Genomic DNA, 16,584 nt, shown 5'->3' with positions numbered 1-16,584 from the left:
TATTTAACCATTTGTACCAAAACAAAGCAGGTTATCAAAGCAAATTAATCACATCAATACAACCACATTAACATAACGTAACAAATCTGTATTTTTATTGTCTATTAAATAATCGTCGTGATAGCGATATCATTACTATTTGAAAAATAAAAATAACCGTTATTAATTATTTTTCTTGCTGAACCTTGTGCTAGATCAAAAAATCACGATCTGACTTTTCACTTTTAGGACTTCAAAAAAGTTCATTGCTACGGTATTTTTACGAGTAATATTACTTCTATTGTTTTACGCTATTAATATGGAATTAAACATTTTTTAACCTAATTCAATACCATTAACAAACAATAGATTGTCTTACATCCTCTTCCTTTACGACTGCAATTTACCTACAATCAGTCTTCCATAATAATAATATTATTCAGCCTGGAGAAAAAATGAGTAACGTAAAACATTGTGAACTACTCATCCTTGGTTCGGGACCTGCAGGTTATACTGCTGCGGTTTACGCAGCCCGTGCAAATCTATCACCCGTTATGATTACTGGCATGCAGCAAGGTGGTCAACTAACCACGACGACTGACATTGAAAATTGGCCTGGTGATGCCGATGAGCTAACAGGTCCAGCACTCATGGATCGCATGAAAGCGCATGCAGAAAAATTTAATACTGAAATTATCACTGATTTTATTAGTGAAACAGATTTTAGTCAGCGCCCTTTTCGTTTAAAAGGCGAAAACAGTGAATACAGCTGTAATGCGCTGATTATCTCAACCGGTGCTTCTGCAAAATACATTGGTTTAGACTCTGAAGAAGCATTTAAAGGCCGTGGCGTATCAGCTTGTGCGACTTGTGATGGTTTCTTCTACCGTAATCAAAAAGTTGCCGTTATCGGTGGTGGCAACACCGCTGTTGAAGAAGCGTTATATCTGTCAAACATCGCTGCGGAAGTACACCTTGTTCACCGCCGTGATAGCTTCCGTTCTGAGAAAATTCTGATCAATCGTCTGATGGATAAAGTCGCGAATGGTAATATCATTTTGCATACAGACCGCACCCTTGATGAAGTCTTAGGTGATGACATGGGGGTAACAGGTTTACGTCTTAAAGATACTCAATCAGGTGCGACAGAAGAACTTGAAGTAATGGGGGTGTTTATTGCAATTGGCCACCAGCCAAATACTGCTATTTTCAATGGTCAACTTGATATGGAAAATGGCTATATTAAAGTCCAGTCTGGTATTCACGGTAATGCAACTCAAACCAGTGTTGAGGGTATTTTTGCTGCGGGTGATGTCATGGATCATAGCTATCGTCAGGCGATTACCTCAGCAGGAACGGGCTGTATGGCAGCATTAGATGCTGAACGTTATTTAGACGCATTAGCTGACCAAAAATAAAATATCAAGCCTCTGTTTACACAGTCGCTTTTCTCCTTACAGCAACATTAATTTCAACCTATGCTGCTGTAAGAGTGACTCACCACAAATACCGTAATGAAATCTTATTTATATGGATAAACAATTACAACGCGATTTGACCAAATGGTTAAAATCCCAAAGTAAACTTGCCAAACGTTGGATGATGTTCAGCATTGGCTTAGGGTTTATTTCGGGATTATTGCTTATCGGGCAAGCGGCTTTATTAGCCAATATTTTGCATCAACTGATCATGGAGCACACCGATAAATACCAGCTTGTTAATCAGTTTATTGGTCTTATTGTTATCGTTGGTTTACGTGCTTTATGTAGCTGGGGACGAGAAGTTTGCGGCTATCGTTGCGGTGAACAAATTCGACTTCACATTCGCCAACTTATTCTCAACCGCTTACAAAACCTTGGTCCTGCTTATATAAAAGGTAAACCTGCAGGCGTCTGGGCAAGTTTAGTGCTTGAACAAGTAGAAGAAATGCAGGATTTCTTTGCTCGCTATCTACCACAAATGTCACTGGCAGTATTAATTCCGGTGGTTATTTTAGTGGTCGTATTCCCACTTAACTGGGCGGCGGGCTTAATCTTCCTTATTACTGCGCCGTTAGTGCCGTTCTTTATGGCATTAGTGGGGTTAGGTGCAGCAGATGCTAACCGTCGTAACTTTAAAGCGTTACAACGTTTATCAGGTCACTTCTATGACCGTTTACAAGGTTTATCAACCCTACGGTTATTCAATCGCGTTGATGCTGAAGCTGAAAATCTCGATGCTGCTTCACATGTATTGCGTAAACGCACCATGGAAGTACTACGGTTAGCCTTTTTATCATCCGCAGTATTAGAGTTTTTCTCAGCCATTTCTGTTGCGATTGTTGCTGTCTATTTTGGTTTTGCTTTCATTGGTGAGCTTAACTTCGGTAACTACGGTGTACCTGTTTCACTCTTTACGGGCTTATTTGTATTAGTGCTTGCGCCTGAATTTTATCAACCGCTGCGTGATCTTGGTACTTTCTACCATGCTAAAGCACAAGCCATTGGTGCTGCTGAATCGATTGTTGAGTTTTTAAACATTGAAGCAGATGAAATGAGTAACGGTGATACGCCATTACCGCATCCTGATGCAATTCACATCACTGTAACGGATCTTGAGGTATTAAGCCCTGAGGGTCAAATACTGGCAGGTCCACTAAGCTTTAGCATTAATACTGAAGAACATGTGGCGTTAATTGGTCCAAGTGGTGCCGGTAAAACCAGTTTACTCAATGCACTACTTGGTTTTTTACCTTACCGTGGCAGTATTAAAATCAACGATGTGGAGCTGAATCAACTTAAGCATGATCAATGGCGTCAGGCTATCAGTTGGGTCGGTCAAAACCCATTATTAGTCCATGGTTCTATACGCGATAATATTACCCTAGGCAATCCAAGTGCCAGTAATGATGATGTCGATCAAGTTGCTCGCCAAGCCTATGCTGATGAATTTATTCAACGGCTTGAAAAAGGCTATCAACATCATGTAGGCGATCGTTCTGGTGGTTTATCTGTTGGTCAAGCACAGCGTATTGCTGTAGCGCGAGCAATGTTGCAAAACGGCGCTTTTTGGCTGCTTGATGAACCGACAGCAAGTCTAGATGCTAACAGTGAACGCTTAGTGCTAGAAAGTTTGGCATTAGCGGTTACCAACCGTACGACATTAATGGTGAGTCACCGTTTAGATCAACTTCATGTAATGGATCGTATTCTGGTTATGGATAACGGTAAATTAGTTCAAAACGGTGCCTTTGATAGTATTCGTCATCAAGGTTTATTAGCTGACATGCTCACATCTACTGATAAGAGGGATCTCGATGCGTGATTTAATCCCTTACCTTAAACTCTACCGTAAACACTGGTTTGGTTTAACCTTAGGCATGATTTTAGGGTTATTGACACTATTATCAGCCATCAGCCTATTAACGCTATCTGGTTGGTTTATTGCAGCATCTGCGGTGGCAGGCCTGACACTGATTGGTAGTCAAACCTTCAATTACATGGTGCCGGGAGCTGGTGTACGTGGCTTTTCTATGGCCCGTACAGCGGGACGTTGGGGAGAGCGGGTTGTAAGCCATAATGCAACGTTTAAGCTATTGGCTGATTTGCGATTATTCTTTTTCCGTAAACTCACGCCACTGATCCCTGGTCGTCATGCTAATTTACGTGATGCTGACTTACTCAACCGCTTAGTGGCTGACGTTGATGCAATGGATCATGTCTATTTGCGTTTAGTTAGCCCACTGATTATTGGTGTGTTAGGCATTGTACTTGTTACCGGCTTTCTCGCTTGGTTTGATCCCACTATTGGTTTTACCCTTGGTGGTATCTTATTGGCATTAATGATTATTTTGCCGCTTGTTTTTTATCGTTTAGGTAAACGTAACGGTGAAACATTAACGTATGCAAAAGCCAATTATCGCATCACGCTATTAGATTGGATTCAAGGTCACGCTGAATTATTATTGTTTAATGCAGAAGAACGCTACCGTCAGCAAGCAGAAGCAGAACAAGATAAACTGCTTGATGCTCAGCGAAAAATGGCGGGATTAACAGGTCTTGCTAACGGTCTGTTAATGGCAGCAACCGGCTGGACACTGGTGCTTATTCTGTGGATTGCCGCTAATGGTATTGCAGGTCATGCACCGAACCCTTTCGTTGCTATGGTCGCTTTTACTACCATGGCAAGTTTTGAAATGATGATGCCTGTTGCGGGTGCATTTCAATACTTAGGTCAAACCTTATCATCCGCTAAGCGCCTGAATGAAATTATTGAAGCGACGCCTGATACTGTTTTTGACCCAAAAGGTTATAACGCCATTGCGAAGGGTAATATTAACTTTACTGATATTAGTTACACCTATTATGGTAGCGATAAACCGGTTGTTAAGCATTTATCGCTGGATATCAAACAAGGTCAAAAACTCGCCTTACTTGGTCGTACAGGTTGTGGTAAATCAACCTTGTTGCAATTGCTTACTCGTAGCTGGGATCCACAGCAAGGATCAATTTCTATCAATGATGTACCACTACCAACATGGAGCGAACCTGCGCTACGTAACGCAATAACGGTTGTTAGCCAACGCGTAGATCTCTTTAATGGTTCACTACGTGAAAACTTAGTCTTGGCAAAACCTGATGCAAGTGATCAACAATTTGTTGATGTACTAAATAAAGTCGGTCTAAATAGTTTACTTGATGATAATGGCTTAGATACTTGGCTTGGTGATGGTGGTCGTCATATTTCAGGTGGTGAACGTCGTCGAATCGGTATTGCACGCGCGTTACTTCATGATGCACCGATTCTATTATTAGATGAACCAACAGAAGGTCTTGATCGTCGAACTGAACAGCAAATATTAAGCTTGTTGCTTGAATTTGCTAAAGATAAAACAGTGGTATTTATTACTCACCGTTTAGTCGGACTCGATAGCATGGATCAAATCTGCTTAATGGATGAAGGTGAGATCATTGAACGCGGTCAGCATCAACAATTGCTGGCACAAAATGGTCGTTATGCTGAATTATGTCGCCGAATTTAGGCATCTATTAAATTAGATAATACCAATAGAACGCCAATAATTAATCGTGATTATTGGCGTTTTTTTTATCCATCGTTAAATGTTATATTGCCATTAGTAACTTTTGACTTACATGTTGTTGATAATAAATGACGATTTATATACCAGAAATTGATCCTTCATCATTACAATTTCCACATCCAAATACTGCCCTTGCTGATCCTAATGGGCTATTGGCTTTTGGGGGTGATCTTAGCCCACAACGTCTACGTCAAGCTTACCGTCATGGAATATTTCCTTGGTATTCACAAGGTGATCCTATTTTATGGTGGAGCCCCACTCCACGAGGGATTTTTATTCCACAGCAATTTACACCGAGTAAAAGCTTACGTAAATTTATGCGAAAAGCGCCTTATACCATCACCTTAAATCATGCTTGCCATGCCGTGATCCGTCAATGTGCAGCGTCTCGTGGCCCTGAACAAACATGGATCACCGACGCTATGATTAATGCCTATCAAAAATTGCATGATGTCGGTGATTGCCACTCAGTGGAGGTATGGCAAAATCAACAATTAGTCGGTGGCTTTTATGGGGTTGCTGTGGGAAGTATTTTCTGTGGTGAATCGATGTTCTCACTTGCTGATAATGCTTCAAAAATTGCGTTATGGTATTTCTGCCACCATTTTTCAAACCACGGTGGCACTCTGATTGATTGCCAAATGATGAATCCACACCTAGCCTCTTTAGGGGCGAGTGAATTAGAGCGTTCGACTTTTTTAACGCAATTGCATCAGCAACGAAACAGCACATTACCGGCTGAATGCTATTATCCTCAAACTTTAGTGTTATAGACGAATTCATAATGAAAGAATTATCCTTACAACTGGGTCTAACACCTGAAAGTGATTGTAATTACTTACCGCAACAACGAGATCAACTGGGTATTGTGATGGATCAACCGTGGTTAAACCCAAATGGCTATGATCTATTAATTAGCTCAGGTTATCGCCGTAGCGGTAATGTAATCTATAAACCAATGTGTAAACACTGTAACGCATGTACGCCATTACGTATCAATTGCTCTGAATTCACGCCATCTAAAAGTCAAAAACGCCAACAAAATCAATTAAAAAAATTACATTGGGAATTTAAACAACAATTAGATCCAAATTGGTTCGATCTCTATGAGCGTTATATTACTGTTCGCCATGCCAGTGGCTCAATGTTCCCCCCTAATAAACAACAATTTTTTGATTTTATTAGTGCGCCATGGATGAATACGGCTTTCTTGCATCTTTATCAAGATCATCAATTAATTGCTATCGCAGTCACAGATGTTTTTAGTGATTCACTCAGTGCGGTTTATAGTTTTTTTGAGCCTGAACATAAGCTCTCATTAGGAACATTATGTGTGCTATTGCAAATAGAAGTTTGTCACCAAACACAGCGTCAATGGCTTTATCCTGGCTATCAAATAGATCAATGCCGCGAGATGAATTATAAAATTCGCTTCATGCCCCATCAGAAATTAATCAATGGTGAATGGATTTCTTAGTTATTAGAAAAAAAACAAAGTGGTTAAAATAACCGCAACAACGATAGTTTTACATCTGCTTTTGTTAATTCACTGAGAAAAAATGGATTAATCGCGAACAAAAGCTGACAAAAACAGCTGGCGAGGGTAAAATTACGTCCTAAACTTTACACTCAAACAGTTTCAAGGCATTATCCAGCCCGATCAAGATGAATGGCTGGTAGCCTAAGAGGATTCAATGGCAAAAGAAGACGTAATTGAAATGGCTGGTACTGTACTAGATACACTACCAAATACAATGTTCCGCGTTGAGCTAGAAAACGGTCACGTTGTTACTGCTCACATCTCTGGTAAAATGCGTAAGAACTACATCCGTATCCTTACTGGTGACAAAGTAACTGTGGAACTGACTCCTTACGACCTAACTAAAGGCCGTATCGTCTTCCGCGCACGTTAATCTTTCTCTAAAAGATTAGTGCTGCAAATAAAACCCAGCCTATTTGCTGGGTTTTATTTTAGCGAATGATGATAACAAGAGTCATAACATAAAAACGCCGCAGATAGTTGTTACTATCTACGGCGTTTTTGTTTATAAAAGATACGCTAACAATATTCAGTTAGTGAGCTGCTTCCATTTCACTGCTGAATTGGAAATCCAGTTCGCCATCGATGTAATCAACACGAACTGAACCACCACTAACTAATGAACCAAACAACAATTCATTGGCAAGTGGCTTTTTAAGCTTCTCTTGAATAACACGTGCCATTGGACGTGCACCCATCGCTTTATCATAGCCTTTCTCTGACATCCACTCACGTGCACGCTCAGACACTTCCATTGATACACCGCGTACATCAAGTTGTGCTTGTAATTCTACAATAAACTTATCAACCACTTGGCCAATAATGTCTTTTTCTAGATGATTAAACCAAATAATATTATCAAGACGGTTACGGAATTCTGGTGTAAATACGCGTTTGATCTCGGTCATTGCATCATGGCTATGATCCTGCTGAATAAGACCAATTGATTTACGTACTGTTTCCGTCACACCAGCATTGGTTGTCATTACAAAAATAACATTACGGAAATCCGCTTTACGGCCGTTATTATCTGTAAGGGTACCGTTATCCATTATTTGTAATAATAAATTAAATACATCAGGGTGCGCTTTCTCAATTTCATCAAGCAATACCACTGAGTGCGGATTCTTAATTACCGCGTCAGTTAATAAACCACCTTGATCATAGCCAACATAGCCAGGAGGCGCACCGATTAAGCGGCTAACTGTATGACGTTCCATGTACTCAGACATATCAAAACGCAACAGCTCAATGCCCATCGTACGTGCTAGCTGTACTGTTACTTCAGTCTTACCAACACCCGTTGGGCCTGCAAATAAGAATGAACCAACTGGCTTATTATCAGCACTTAACCCTGCACGACTTAATTTGATCGCTTCAGTTAATACATCAATGGCACCATCTTGACCAAATACCAACATTTTCAAGCGGCTATCAAGTGTCTGTAGTACATCACGATCACTACTTGAAATTGATTTCTCTGGAATACGAGCCATTTTTGCAATCATGGCTTCAATATCACCGACGTTAACCGTTTTCTTACGGCGACTTGCCGGCGCTAAACGACAACGTGCGCCCGCTTCATCAATAACATCAATCGCTTTATCGGGTAAGTGACGTTCATTAATATATTTAGCTGATAACTCAACCGCTGCACGAATCGCTTTATTGGTAAAACGAACTTCATGGTGAGCTTCATATTTTGATTTTAAACCCATCAAAATCTTAGTAGTGTCATCCAGTGATGGTTCAACCACATCAATTTTTTGGAAACGACGCGACAGTGCACGTTCTTTTTCAAAAATATTGCTATATTCTTGATACGTTGTTGATCCCATGCAACGTAATTTACCGCTACTTAATAATGGTTTAAGTAAATTCGCAGCATCAACTTGACCACCAGATGCTGCACCTGCACCGATAATGGTATGGATTTCATCAATAAATAAAATCGCGTGCTCTTCTTTCTCAAGCTGCTTTAAAATACCTTTAAAACGCTTTTCAAAATCACCACGATACTTAGTACCCGCTAATAACGAACCAATATCAAGTGAATAAATCACACAGTCTTGAATAATTTCAGGCACTTGGCCTTCAACGATACGCCATGCCAGACCTTCCGCAATTGCCGTTTTACCCACACCAGCTTCGCCCACTAATAGCGGATTATTTTTTCGACGACGACAAAGTACTTGTACTGTACGCTCAAGCTCTTTATCTCGACCAATCAGAGGATCAATACCGCCCGATTTTGCTAATTGGTTAAGGTTAGTGGCAAAGTTCTCAAGCTTATCTTCAGAACCGCCTTGCTCTATGCGTTGTTCCTCAGAATTACCAATCTCAGATGAATTTACATCATCATTATCACTGCCTTTAACAGTACCATGAGAAATAAAATTCACGACATCAAGACGGCTAATATCACTTTTCTTTAGCAAATATGCGGCATGTGATTCTTGTTCGCTAAAAATCGCAACCAAGACGTTAGCACCAGTCACTTCACTGCGACCAGAAGACTGAACATGGAATACTGCACGCTGTAACACCCGTTGAAAACTCAATGTTGGTTGGGTTTCACGACTCTCGTCATCCACTGGAATTAAGGGTGTTGTTTGTTCAATAAAAGAATCTAGCTCTTTACGCAGCAGATCAAGATCTGCACGACACGCTAATAATGCCTCTTGTGTGGCGACATTATCTAATAGTGCCATTAATAAATGTTCTACCGTCATAAACTCATGACGCTTTTCCCTTGCTCGTGCAAATGCACCATTCAGGCTTGCTTCAAGTTCTTTATTTAGCATAAGGCACCTCCCCTAAAAACCACTCAATATGGCGTGCCGGAAAAAGATTATGCTTTTTCCATCGTACACAACAACGGGTGTTCATTTTCCCGTGCGTACATCATTACTTGTGCAACTTTTGTTTCTGCTACTTCTGCGGTGAAGGTGCCACAAATGGCTTTACCTTCATAATGTACCGCGAGCATTAACTGAGATGCTTTCTCCAGATCCATGGAAAAAAACGTTTGCAACACATCAATTACAAAATCCATCGGCGTATAATCATCATTATTTAGTACTACTTTATACATCGATGGCGGCTTAACTTGGATTTCTTCTTTATCTAACACATCAGATTCAGGATTCATCCATTCGTATAACTTACTCATAGTTTTATCTTAGTTCATTAATTCGTGAGCTGGCTATAGCCAAGTTAATAAAAGATTTTATCAAAATGTTACAAACAATACTTGACTGACTAGTTTATTTTACTACATTGTAAATTATAGTAGATATTATCTGCATCAAAATCGCATTAGTATGCAATAAGACATTACTAAATGTATAACTAATGTCAAATGGAACTTGAATGCAAAAAGGATGTATAAGCATGGCAACAGGTACAGTGAAATGGTTCAATAATGCCAAAGGATTTGGCTTCATCTGCTCTGAAGAAGGTGATGACGATATTTTCGCTCACTATTCAACAATTCAGATGGATGGTTATCGAACACTTAAGGCAGGTCAACAAGTGAACTACGAGGTTCAAACTGGTCCTAAAGGTTACCATGCAAGTGCTATTATCCCTGCTCATGGCGATGAAGCCAAATAAGCGGATCCAAGATTGATTGCACATTAAAAGGTGGGCTTATTCCACCTTTTATTTATTAACTTGAAACCAAATTTCCAATGATAGATACAATATACTAATTACACATCGACTTCGACAATCATCTATTGTTATTAAAACGCTCTCTATAAGTTTATCTTAATAACCTTATCAATCATTCGTTTGACACAAATTGAAAAACGAATAAATTTTGCATAAAAATACATTATTTATGACGTCTTATAAATGGCATCAAAACGCCATTTACCATTCGATTATTTTAACAAAAAAATCACATTGATTAAGTGGTATTTCCATCCTATGCCAATTTTGATTACCTGCCTATATCTGCGGTCTTATCTCTTTCTCTATTTGAGAGTTAGCGCACGAGAGAATCGTATTCTTGGTTACATTACCAGCATGAATACTCTGTATATATAGCATTCTTATACTAATCCCATTAATTAAATGGCCATTTTCAAAAGCATTAGACTCCCTGCTGCCCTCGCGAACATTCACGGTAAAGAATGACGAAAGAACTCAAAAAATTATTGTGATTAGTATTACCAATCGACAGCTCAATATCCTATTCGTATCATAAAAAAGGCCCAGCAAATGCTGAGCCCTTTGTCATTTGTAAATGACACTAATAATTACATTTGTTCAATCATATCATCAGCAAATTCAGAACATTTACGCAGATTAGCTCCGTCCATTAGACGTTCAAAATCATACGTTACTGTCTTATTACTGATTGCTGCTTCCATTGAGCTAATAATCAAGTCAGCCGCTTCTATCCAACCCATATGACGCAGCATCATTTCAGCGGAAAGAATCAATGAGCCTGGATTAACTTTATCTTGGCCCGCATATTTAGGTGCAGTACCATGCGTTGCTTCAAATAAAGCGACACCATCACCAATGTTAGCACCAGGAGCAATACCGATACCGCCGACTTGAGCTGCTAAAGCATCCGAAATGTAATCGCCATTTAAGTTCATGGTTGCAATAACATCGTATTCTTCAGGGCGCAGTAAAATCTGCTGTAAAAACGCATCTGCAATACAATCTTTAATCACAATTTCTTTGCTTGTGTTTGGATTCTTTAACGTCATCCAAGGACCGCCATCAAGTAATTCAGCACCAAATTCTTGAAGCGCAACATCGTAACCCCAATCTTTAAATGCACCTTCGGTAAATTTCATGATGTTACCTTTATGGACTAAAGTTAACGAATCACGATCATTATCAATGGTATATTGAATAGCTGCACGTATTAAACGTTTAGTACCCGCTTCTGATACGGGTTTAATACCAATACCACACTGTTGAGGGAAACGAATTTTAGTCACACCCATTTCTTGTTGTAAAAACTGAATTACTTTATCAGCTTCAGGTGTGCCGGCTTGGTATTCAACACCTGCATAAATGTCTTCTGAATTTTCACGGTAAATAACCATGTCAGTTAGTTCAGGACGTTTAACCGGACTTGGTACACCATCAAAATAACGTACTGGACGTACACAAATATATAAATCAAGCTCTTGACGCAATGCTACGTTAAGGGAACGAATACCGCCACCAACAGGGGTTGTTAGTGGACCTTTAATAGCAACTTTATATTCGCTAATAAAATCAAGAGTTTCTTGTGGAAGCCATGCGTCATCGCCGTAAACTTGGGTTGATTTTTCACCCGTGTAGATTTCCATCCACTCAATTTTACGGTCTCCGGCGTACGCTTTCTTTACAGCAGCATCCACAACTTTAATCATTGCTGGACTTACATCGATCCCGATACCGTCACCTTCGATGTACGGAATAATCGGGGTATTAGGAACAATCAATTTGCCTTCAGCGTCTATTGTGATTTTCTGACCCGCTGTTGGTATAATTACTTTACTATCCATTTTAAATCTCCTGGCATCCATTTGTTATCATTTTGTAAGAAGCGAGCAAATCATACTTTAAATTTTATCAATACGTCAATTGTGTAATTTTTCACGTATAATAAGTGTGTCCAAATCCTCAACTCTCACAACAACGCGTATTTATGAAGCCAAACACCACAAATCGTCAACCTCTTCGTGCCAATAATGAGCGTAGAGCGTCAAGAAAAATAAATAAACCGAAGCGTCCTCGTGGACCACAAAAAGTGATTTTATTTAACAAACCATTTAACACTTTGACTCAATTTTCGGGTGAACCAGGTGACAGTACTTTAGCTGATTTCATTCCGGTAAAAGATGTTTATCCTGCCGGAAGATTAGATAAAGATAGTGAAGGATTACTGGTATTAACCAATGATGGTATTTTGCAAGCTCGGCTGACACAACCTCAGTCAAAACAAGCAAAAGTTTATTGGGTACAAGTGGAAGGTGCACCTACCGCTGAAGATTTACAACAATTGCGTAATGGCGTGACATTAAAAGATGGTCCAACATTACCTGCTGGCGTGGAAGTAATCGAATCACCACAGATCTGGGATCGCACGCCACCGATTCGTGAACGTAAAAATATTCCAACCACATGGCTAGCCATTACTTTACGTGAAGGTCGTAACCGTCAAGTTCGTCGTATGACGGCACATATTGGCTTTCCAACCTTACGGTTAATTCGCTATCAAATGGCACAATGGACTGTGGCCGATTTAGCCCCAGGTGAATGGAAAGAAATTACCCTTCCAAATCCGATGCAAGCTTAATATAGCTGTTAGACTAATCGCGCTCTATGTTTAACATCAGAGCGCATTATTCCTATTAATCGCATAAAACTATTTCCTTCAACAAAAAACTACACATTTTTAATGACATCCTCTATGATTACGCCAAATAGCAAACGTTTGCTATTTGGCGTAAGATAGACAGCTATGATAATAAATAGGGGCTTATTATTATTTATACATCTGTTTTATAAAGACTTTTTCTCTCATGGCTGTTTTTATAAATACTGTTGTTCGCATTAATAACTATTTATTAAAGTGTGATTTTATTCTCGATCTGTTTCAGGCGCAGGGTTTCTGTTAGAATTACGCTCTTAACACTAAATTAGCGACAGTAGAGAAATATGTCTGATAACAGCCAAAAGAAAGTCATTGTCGGCATGTCCGGCGGCGTAGATTCATCGGTATCCGCTTACCTGCTCCTTCAACAAGGTTATCAAGTTGAAGGCTTGTTTATGAAAAACTGGGAAGAAGACGATAACGACGAATACTGCTCTGCTGCAGAAGATCTCGCTGATGCACAAGCGGTATGTGACAAACTTGGTATTACGCTGCATACCATTAACTTTGCAGCTGAATACTGGGATAACGTGTTTGAATACTTCCTTGCTGAATACAAAGCGGGTCGTACGCCAAACCCAGATATTCTGTGCAACAAAGAAATCAAATTTAAAGCCTTCCTCGAATTTGCTGATGAAGTGCTGGCAGCCGACTATATTGCAATGGGTCACTATACCCGTCGTAGTTTCCCAACAGTTGAAGGTGAAAAACCTCAAATGTTGCGCGGTGTCGATAACAACAAAGATCAAAGCTACTTCCTATACACTTTGGGTTATGAGCAAATCGCACGCAGTTTATTCCCTGTAGGTGAACTTGAAAAACCTGAAGTACGTCGTATTGCTGAAGAGCAAGGTTTGATCACCGCCAAGAAAAAAGATTCAACAGGCATCTGTTTTATCGGTGAGCGTAAATTTACTGAGTTCTTAGGTAAATACTTACCAGCTCAACCGGGTAAAATTGAAGTAGCTGATGATGGCAGTGTTATCGGTGAACACCAAGGATTGATGTACCACACATTAGGTCAACGTAAAGGCTTACATATTGGCGGTCAAAAAGGCGGCAATGGCCTTGAAGATGCATGGTATGTTGTTGATAAAGATCTAGAGCGTAATGTGCTTATTGTTGGTCAAGGTAAAGATCATCCTCGTTTAAAATCAAACGGATTAATTGCCTCTCAGCTACATTGGGTTGATCGTCAACCTATTCGCGAGACCATGGCATGTACGGTAAAAACACGTTACCGTCAGCAAGATCTTGCTTGTACTGTTATCCCAATGGATGATGAAACCATTAAAGTAATTTTTGATGAGCCTCAAATTGCAGTAACGCCGGGACAATCCGCTGTGTTTTATAACGGTGAAATTTGTCTTGGTGGCGGCATTATTGAAGAGCGAATTTAAAGGAGTTTTTGCGCGTGGCTTACTCTATTTATGATCGAACGATTGCGTTTGCAGGCATGTGCCAAGCAGTCAAATTAGTTCAAGACGTTGCCCGTAATGGCAATTGTGATTCAGCAGCATTAACCACGATGCTCAATAGCATTATGGCAACAGATCCTGCCAATACGGTAGGCGTCTACGGCAGTGAAGCTGATTTACGTATCGGTTTAGAATCAATGGTACGCGATATTGATGGTTCATCATCAGGCAGTGAGATTACTCGTTACCTTGTTGGCGTTATGGCACTTGAGCGCAAATTATCAGCTCGTCGTGATAGCATGGCGCAACTGGGTGATCGCGTCAGCACATTAAAGCGTCAAACGGTTCATTTTGAAATACTTGATGAGCAAATGCTGAGTAATATTGCCAGTATTTACTTAGATATCATTAGTCCATTAGGACCACGGATTCAAGTATCAGGTACGCCAGCGCAATTACAACAGCCCCATGTTCAGCACCGAGTTCGAGCATTATTACTTGCCGCAGTTCGTAGTGCCGTACTTTGGAGCCAAGTTGGTGGTAAACGTCGTCATTTATTATTTGGTCGTAAGCAAATGCTAGAGCAAGCAAAAATCCTGCTTGCACGTAACTAAGTTAACGCATAGCTAACACCTATTCAGCCTGAAAAATCAGGCTGAATATTAATTTTGTTTTAACCCTCATACACCAGGAGAGATCAACATGGAACTGTCAGCACTGACAGCTGTTTCCCCAGTAGACGGCCGCTACGGAAGTAAAACAAGCGTACTACGTAGTATTTTTAGTGAGTTCGGTTTACTAAAATACCGTACTATCGTTGAGATCCGTTGGTTACAAAAATTAGCGTCTACTGATGCTATCGTGGAAGTGCCTGCATTTAGTGATGAAGCAAATGCATTCTTAGATCGTATTGCCGCTGAGTTTAGTGAACAAGATGCGCTACGTATTAAAACGATTGAACGCACGACAAACCATGATGTAAAAGCAGTTGAATATTTTCTAAAAGAAAAAGTGGCTGACTTACCTGAACTTCATGCCGTCAATGAATTCATTCACTTTGCATGTACTTCTGAAGATATTAACAACCTTTCTCACGCACTGATGCTGACTGAAGCGCGTGAAAAAGTAATGCTTCCAGAAGTCCGTAACGTTATTGATGCCATTAAAGGTCTTGCACATCAATTCCGTGATATTCCAATGCTTACTCGTACTCACGGTCAGCCTGCTTCTCCATCAACAATGGGTAAAGAAATGGCAAACGTGGCGTACCGCATGGAACGTCAATATAAGCAAATCGAAAACGTTGAAATTCTAGGTAAGATCAATGGCGCAGTGGGTAACTACAACGCTCACCTATCTGCTTACCCTGATATCGATTGGCACCAATACAGCGAAGAGTTTGTAACGGCGTTAGGGATCACATTTAATCCTTACACAACACAAATCGAACCACACGATTATATTGCAGAATTATTTGATGCGTTTGCTCGTTTCAATACTATCTTGCTTGATTTCGACCGTGACATTTGGGGTTATATTGCTTTAGGTCACTTTAAGCAAAAAACAATTGCGGGTGAAATTGGTTCTTCTACCATGCCACACAAAGTTAACCCAATCGATTTTGAAAACTCAGAAGGTAACCTTGGCCTAGCTAATGCTATCTTTGGTCACTTAGCACAGAAGCTTCCTGTTTCTCGCTGGCAGCGTGACCTAACAGACTCTACTGTTTTACGTAATCTAGGTGTAGGTTGTGGCTATGCAATTATTGCATACACATCAACACTTAAAGGTATTAGCAAGCTTGAACTTAACCAAGATGCACTTGCTGCTGAACTAGATCGTAACTGGGAAGTACTTGCAGAGCCAGTTCAAACAGTTATGCGTCGTTACGGCATCGAAAAACCTTATGAGAAGCTAAAAGAGCTAACACGTGGTAAGCGCGTTGATGGCGAAGGTATGCGTACATTCATTGATGGCTTAGAATTACCTGAGCATGAAAAAGCACGCCTTAAAATGCTAACACCAGCTAACTATATTGGTGATGCAGTTAAACTAACTGATAAGCTATAAGTTAGTTTAAGTTTAGTTATAAATTAAACATCAAGGACGTTATTTTGTAACGTCCTTTTTATTAGCCAATACACTAATAGTTAATTAACGCACGATAGCCATGTTA

At 40.0% G+C, this 16,584-nt stretch carries 14 protein-coding genes; 11 read left to right on the top strand and 3 right to left on the bottom strand.

All coding sequences use genetic code 11. The annotated features are described in order from the left end of the window. Positions 1-434: 434 nt before the first annotated feature. From trxB to infA, 6 genes are all read left to right on the top strand, one after another. Positions 435-1,397 (top strand): thioredoxin-disulfide reductase, encoded by a 963-nt coding sequence (gene trxB, locus OC457_RS04760; protein ID WP_080173535.1) that lies wholly within the window; start codon positions 435-437, stop codon positions 1,395-1,397. Between the two features lie 112 nt (positions 1,398-1,509). Next, on the top strand, positions 1,510-3,282 hold the full coding sequence (gene cydD, locus OC457_RS04755) for a heme ABC transporter permease/ATP-binding protein CydD (RefSeq protein ID WP_080173534.1): 1,773 nt from the start codon (positions 1,510-1,512) through the stop codon (positions 3,280-3,282). Beyond that, positions 3,275-4,999: a heme ABC transporter ATP-binding protein/permease CydC gene (gene cydC / locus OC457_RS04750; protein ID WP_080173532.1), complete on the top strand. Its 1,725-nt coding sequence runs from the start codon at positions 3,275-3,277 to the stop codon at positions 4,997-4,999. Before cydD ends, cydC begins: the two co-directional genes overlap by 8 nt. Positions 5,000-5,127: 128 nt before the next feature. Then, entirely contained in the window at positions 5,128-5,832 is a 705-nt protein-coding gene (gene aat / locus OC457_RS04745; RefSeq protein WP_080173530.1) for a leucyl/phenylalanyl-tRNA--protein transferase, read from the top strand. An 11-nt stretch (positions 5,833-5,843) separates the two neighbouring features. Further along, the gene (locus tag OC457_RS04740) at positions 5,844-6,536 is read left to right on the top strand and encodes an arginyltransferase (protein ID WP_080173529.1); all 693 of its coding nucleotides are present in this window, start codon (positions 5,844-5,846) and stop codon (positions 6,534-6,536) included. Positions 6,537-6,753: 217 nt separating this feature from the next. Next, the gene (gene infA, locus OC457_RS04735) at positions 6,754-6,972 is read left to right on the top strand and encodes a translation initiation factor IF-1 (RefSeq protein WP_005368778.1); all 219 of its coding nucleotides are present in this window, start codon (positions 6,754-6,756) and stop codon (positions 6,970-6,972) included. Positions 6,973-7,132: 160 nt separating this feature from the next. Here the strand turns inward: infA and clpA are convergent, their stop codons facing one another. Then, positions 7,133-9,403 carry an ATP-dependent Clp protease ATP-binding subunit ClpA gene (gene clpA, locus OC457_RS04730; RefSeq protein WP_080173528.1) on the bottom strand — a complete coding sequence of 757 codons (2,271 nt, stop codon included), beginning with the start codon at positions 9,401-9,403 and terminating at the stop codon, positions 7,133-7,135. 47 nt (positions 9,404-9,450) lie between these two features. Then, positions 9,451-9,771 carry an ATP-dependent Clp protease adapter ClpS gene (gene clpS / locus OC457_RS04725; protein WP_080157900.1) on the bottom strand — a complete coding sequence of 107 codons (321 nt, stop codon included), beginning with the start codon at positions 9,769-9,771 and terminating at the stop codon, positions 9,451-9,453. A gap of 221 nt (positions 9,772-9,992) precedes the next feature. Here clpS and cspD point away from each other — a divergent pair, with 221 nt between their 5' ends. Continuing rightward, positions 9,993-10,214: a cold shock domain-containing protein CspD gene (gene cspD / locus OC457_RS04720; protein WP_080173525.1), complete on the top strand. Its 222-nt coding sequence runs from the start codon at positions 9,993-9,995 to the stop codon at positions 10,212-10,214. A 650-nt stretch (positions 10,215-10,864) separates the two neighbouring features. Here the strand turns inward: cspD and icd are convergent. Beyond that, a complete protein-coding gene (gene icd, locus OC457_RS04715; protein WP_080173523.1) occupies positions 10,865-12,118 on the bottom strand; it encodes an NADP-dependent isocitrate dehydrogenase in 1,254 nt (417 codons plus the stop codon). Positions 12,119-12,261: 143 nt separating this feature from the next. On the opposite strand from icd, the gene OC457_RS04710 reads away from it, so the two are divergent. The 4 genes from OC457_RS04710 (at position 12,262) to purB (ending at position 16,478) form a co-directional block, all read left to right on the top strand. After that, positions 12,262-12,912 (top strand): pseudouridine synthase, encoded by a 651-nt coding sequence (locus OC457_RS04710; RefSeq protein WP_080173522.1) that lies wholly within the window; start codon positions 12,262-12,264, stop codon positions 12,910-12,912. 362 nt (positions 12,913-13,274) lie between these two features. Next, positions 13,275-14,390: a tRNA 2-thiouridine(34) synthase MnmA gene (gene mnmA / locus OC457_RS04705; protein WP_080173520.1), complete on the top strand. Its 1,116-nt coding sequence runs from the start codon at positions 13,275-13,277 to the stop codon at positions 14,388-14,390. Positions 14,391-14,404: 14 nt separating this feature from the next. Further along, entirely contained in the window at positions 14,405-15,022 is a 618-nt protein-coding gene (hflD, locus tag OC457_RS04700; RefSeq protein WP_080173519.1) for a high frequency lysogenization protein HflD, read from the top strand. 88 nt (positions 15,023-15,110) lie between these two features. Continuing rightward, positions 15,111-16,478, top strand: coding sequence for an adenylosuccinate lyase (purB, locus tag OC457_RS04695; protein WP_080173517.1), 1,368 nt, complete (start codon positions 15,111-15,113; stop codon positions 16,476-16,478). Positions 16,479-16,584 lie beyond the last annotated feature (106 nt).

This window comes from Photobacterium toruni, assembly GCF_024529955.1.
In the GTDB taxonomy this organism is placed as follows: domain Bacteria; phylum Pseudomonadota; class Gammaproteobacteria; order Enterobacterales; family Vibrionaceae; genus Photobacterium; species Photobacterium toruni.
The sequence above is the reverse complement of the archived record's forward strand: the minus strand, read 5'-3'. Positions and strand labels throughout refer to the sequence as shown.

Excerpts from the sequence above, each read along its gene's own strand:
- trxB (WP_080173535.1), top strand. The coding sequence starts at position 435 with ATGAGTAACGTAAAACATTGTGAACTACTCATCCTTGGTTCGGGACCT.
- cydD (WP_080173534.1), top strand. The coding sequence starts at position 1,510 with ATGGATAAACAATTACAACGCGATTTGACCAAATGGTTAAAATCCCAA.
- cydC (WP_080173532.1), top strand. The coding sequence starts at position 3,275 with ATGCGTGATTTAATCCCTTACCTTAAACTCTACCGTAAACACTGGTTT.
- aat (WP_080173530.1), top strand. The coding sequence starts at position 5,128 with ATGACGATTTATATACCAGAAATTGATCCTTCATCATTACAATTTCCA.
- OC457_RS04740 (WP_080173529.1), top strand. The coding sequence starts at position 5,844 with ATGAAAGAATTATCCTTACAACTGGGTCTAACACCTGAAAGTGATTGT.
- infA (WP_005368778.1), top strand. The coding sequence starts at position 6,754 with ATGGCAAAAGAAGACGTAATTGAAATGGCTGGTACTGTACTAGATACA.
- clpA (WP_080173528.1), bottom strand. The coding sequence starts at position 9,403 with ATGCTAAATAAAGAACTTGAAGCAAGCCTGAATGGTGCATTTGCACGA.
- clpS (WP_080157900.1), bottom strand. The coding sequence starts at position 9,771 with ATGAGTAAGTTATACGAATGGATGAATCCTGAATCTGATGTGTTAGAT.
- cspD (WP_080173525.1), top strand. The coding sequence starts at position 9,993 with ATGGCAACAGGTACAGTGAAATGGTTCAATAATGCCAAAGGATTTGGC.
- icd (WP_080173523.1), bottom strand. The coding sequence starts at position 12,118 with ATGGATAGTAAAGTAATTATACCAACAGCGGGTCAGAAAATCACAATA.
- OC457_RS04710 (WP_080173522.1), top strand. The coding sequence starts at position 12,262 with ATGAAGCCAAACACCACAAATCGTCAACCTCTTCGTGCCAATAATGAG.
- mnmA (WP_080173520.1), top strand. The coding sequence starts at position 13,275 with ATGTCTGATAACAGCCAAAAGAAAGTCATTGTCGGCATGTCCGGCGGC.
- purB (WP_080173517.1), top strand. The coding sequence starts at position 15,111 with ATGGAACTGTCAGCACTGACAGCTGTTTCCCCAGTAGACGGCCGCTAC.